This is a genomic window from Desulfosarcina sp. (assembly GCF_033791525.1).
In the GTDB taxonomy this organism is placed as follows: Bacteria; Desulfobacterota; Desulfobacteria; order Desulfobacterales; family Desulfosarcinaceae; genus Desulfosarcina.
Map to the genome: position 1 here is coordinate 1 of NZ_JASJGN010000322.1, position 3,484 is coordinate 3,484.

3 protein-coding genes are annotated in these 3,484 nt (G+C 47.5%); all 3 read left to right on the forward strand.

Translation table 11 applies throughout. The features are described 5' to 3' along the window. Positions 1-331: hypothetical protein (locus QNK41_RS16145; RefSeq protein ID WP_319258744.1), on the forward strand; the 331-nt coding region annotated here is incomplete at its 5' end. 337 nt (positions 332-668) lie between these two features. Next, positions 669-1,628 (forward strand): endonuclease/exonuclease/phosphatase family protein, encoded by a 960-nt coding sequence (locus QNK41_RS16150; protein ID WP_319258746.1) that lies wholly within the window; start codon positions 669-671, stop codon positions 1,626-1,628. Beyond that, positions 1,606-1,989 (forward strand): DUF5329 domain-containing protein, encoded by a 384-nt coding sequence (locus QNK41_RS16155; RefSeq protein ID WP_319258748.1) that lies wholly within the window; start codon positions 1,606-1,608, stop codon positions 1,987-1,989. The genes QNK41_RS16150 and QNK41_RS16155 overlap by 23 nt, the downstream gene beginning before the upstream one ends. The last annotated feature ends 1,495 nt before the right edge of the window (positions 1,990-3,484 follow it).

Consider the following 3,484-nt stretch of genomic DNA (forward strand, 5'->3'; position numbering starts at 1 on the left):
GCCAATGGTGCAATCACCACCCGCCCGAAATTTCATCTGGCCACAAGATCAGCAAACCCATGACCTGACTCACGAAGAGGCCGTTGATCAACTCTGCTTCAACATTCAATGGCACTATGCGTTAAACATCACCGAAGAATCGGAATCGGCTAAATACATGTGCCCCAAAACCTTATGGAACATGCGCACCATCGTTGCTGAAAATGGCCTAGAAAAAGTCTTGTTCAACGCCGGCACATACAAGTTGACCGAAGTGTTCAACGTCGATACTGACAAACAGCGTATCGACTCGGTCCATATAGATGTGGCAACGAAAAACCCGCACCATTAACGCAGCAATAAACTGAATGGGAGAAAGCATGCCATGCCAAGTGTTATATCCCATCTGCAGAACCTCCGTGATGCCCTGAATCAGCGCAGGTTGATGCCAACAACGCCCTTTGTCACAACCTTTTTGCAATACCGTATATATCATTTTGGTGATGAGCGTGATAACGGCCGCAGTAACGGAGTTCGCTGCCAAATAACTCAACGTGCACAGATTTTTGAGTATTGTCAGTTTGACGGACCTCGGTCTGATTATTTTACGACCTTTTTTGATTTGCATTCTGCGAAATCATTCATAAAATCATGGTTTGATAATTCTTCCCGTAAAGAGGCGAATAACGATGCTCCAAACGATCTCGCAGGAACGCCGGGTCCCGTCCGGCAATGGGTTATCCCGGACTAACCGACCAAAAAGAAAGGCTGGATGGATAGGTATCGCCGCAGGCATCTTTATCGTGCTGGCCTCAGGATGCATCCGAATTCCCGAGGAAAGCTGGACGGTCAGTCGCCGCAGCTCGTTCGAGACCCGCAGCCTAACCGCTGAATGCACGGCCGCCTGCCTTTCCCCGTCCGTACTGGCCCTGACGGCCCCGACACCGACGTTGAATGCCGACGGTTTCAGCTTGGTGAGCTGGAACATCTTCAAAGGTAACAAAGAGGGCTGGGCTGAGGATTTCCAAAAACTCAGCCGGAATGCGGACATCCTCAGCTTGCAGGAAGCCTATCTGACCGACAGCCTGAAAAAAATGCTGGAACAAGAACGATACCAATGGGATATGACAGCGACACTCGAATACCGACAAATCGAGGCGGGTGTGTTGACGGCCGCCAGGATAGCCCCGAATTTCACGTGCGCATTTCGGGAAACCGAACCGATTACCCGCATCCCCAAAAGCGTCCTGATTTCCCGATACCCCCTGTCGGGGACAACGTTGGAACTTCTGGTAGCAAACATTCATGCCATTAATTTTACGATGGGCACGTCCGTATTTCAAAAACAGATCGATCGCCTAGAAGGGTTTCTTGCCAAGTGCCGGGGCCCCTTGATCGTATCGGGAGATTTCAACACATGGACCTCCGGCCGCATGTCCCGTGTGAATGCCATGGTTCAACGCCTTGGCCTTACCGCCGTCAGGTTCGACGAAAACCACCGATCCAAATTTTTCGGCCACGATGTCGATCACGTTTACTATCGCGGACTGGAGGCTAAAAATGCTGCGACACCCATTGTTTCCACCTCTGACCATAACCCGCTCACGGTTGTTTTCAAACTGGCGGATGAACCGGTTCCGGAATTTTAACGGATTTGTTGCGTCATCCCTCGCCGTTATCCTGGCATTGTGTATCACCTTTCTTCCCTGCCTGTCCCATGCCGGCATGGAGTCGGAGATCGATCACCTGCTCGAGTACATTGAAACATCCGGTTGCACATTCAATCGCAACGGAACCATCCATGACGGTCAGGACGCCTGTGAGCATATCCGGAAAAAATATGCCCATACGAAGCGTTACATAAAAACCACCGAGGATTTCATCCAGTATGCTGCCACCAAAAGCAGCATGAGCGGTCGACCGTATCAAGTGACCTGCGAAGGTAATGAAATGCCGACAGCAAAATGGCTGTTGGATGAGCTTGCCCGGTTTAGAAAGACGTCACAATGAACGGCATACAAGCCCATTCCCAGGCATGTTTTCGTTGAAACACGAAATATACTCCAGCCAAATGTGGATGATGTCTTGAAGCATATCGAAGCGGGTTTCATGGGTGGACCCAATTGTCGGAGCTGTCCTCGGCGCGACCATCTTTCGTTTTATCGGTAGTGGTAAGGATTAAATTACGGGGAAACTGATCGTTAACTGATAGATCAGGAAGCCTTTTCGTCCCCACTGAATCAAATTTTTATACAAAATAGCCTTAACGTACCTGTAATTTCAGTTAATTGTATGTACCTGATATTATGTACGAAACGTCCTGCTGAAAAATGAGCGACCACAATATCTGGGGGTTGGGTACTTTCGGGAATTTGTTGACTGTCGATTTGCTATCACAGGGAAAAAACTGATGGCAGAATTTTTGGATGCCTCCAACAAAGTTGGACATATCAGGGGCCGCAATACATTTGTGATATTATCATCCACGGTTCTCTGGTCGCCGGTGGTGATAGCTGCTATTAAATAAACGTCCAGCCAAAAAATGACCGACCACAATACCTGGTGGTTGGCCTTTTCCTAAAATATGTTGGGTTTGAAATTGATATCACAGGTGAAAAGTGGTGGGGGATGTCGTACAGCTCCAACACATCACCAGATTTGGCAGGTTTCGAATGATAAAGATGATCTCAATACATCACCACTTTGGCGACAGATAAGAATTTCGGTCATTTTTGGAGGTAGCCGCCACAATGTGGTACTAACCCAATGTTTTAACATAGGATATTGTTTGACACCCCCTCCGGTCTTAGGTAGCATAATGTCTTAATCCCCCACGCATGTGGCGCTTGAAGCGCAAGTCCAGCCTGATATTAAAACGACCTACGGCACGCATGGCACACGATCTCAAAAGTTCTCTACATTCGGATCTGAAAAGATAATTCGTACCAAAAAGCCGTGTAGCAATGAAATTCATCGTTAACAGGTAAAAATGTATCGATGTCTGGCTATATTGTTTTTCTTCGGGTCCGGTGCTGGTAGCATTTATTTGTTCTACCAGATTCCCAGTTTGCCGATTCTCCAGGGCATCAATGAAGAGGCGTTAAGGACGGCAGTATCTTTAGCGTGGGTGATGATATTTCCTACATGGATTGCATTATTTTTTGCGGCGATGGCTCTTCTTCAAACCATCTTACGCATGCTTGACTCGAAAAAATGAGTTTCGTAGACAAGCTGGACGGCATGAGGGTGATCCCAGTGATGCGGTAGGTGGGCAGTCCATGGGACTGCCTTGCCGTTGGAGGGGTTGTTCTGGCAAATGATGTGCAAGCACTGGCTTTGAGATGAATCTATGCCGTGATGCACTCTCAATCTATCTGCAATCGGGCAATGGTCAAGAATAGATATTGATATCATAGGTTTCGATGGTCGTAATTGAAAAATTTTTAGAGATTGCTGGCAACTTTTTCAAGTGTCAAAGAAAAAAATTGTAACCTTTGTATCACTG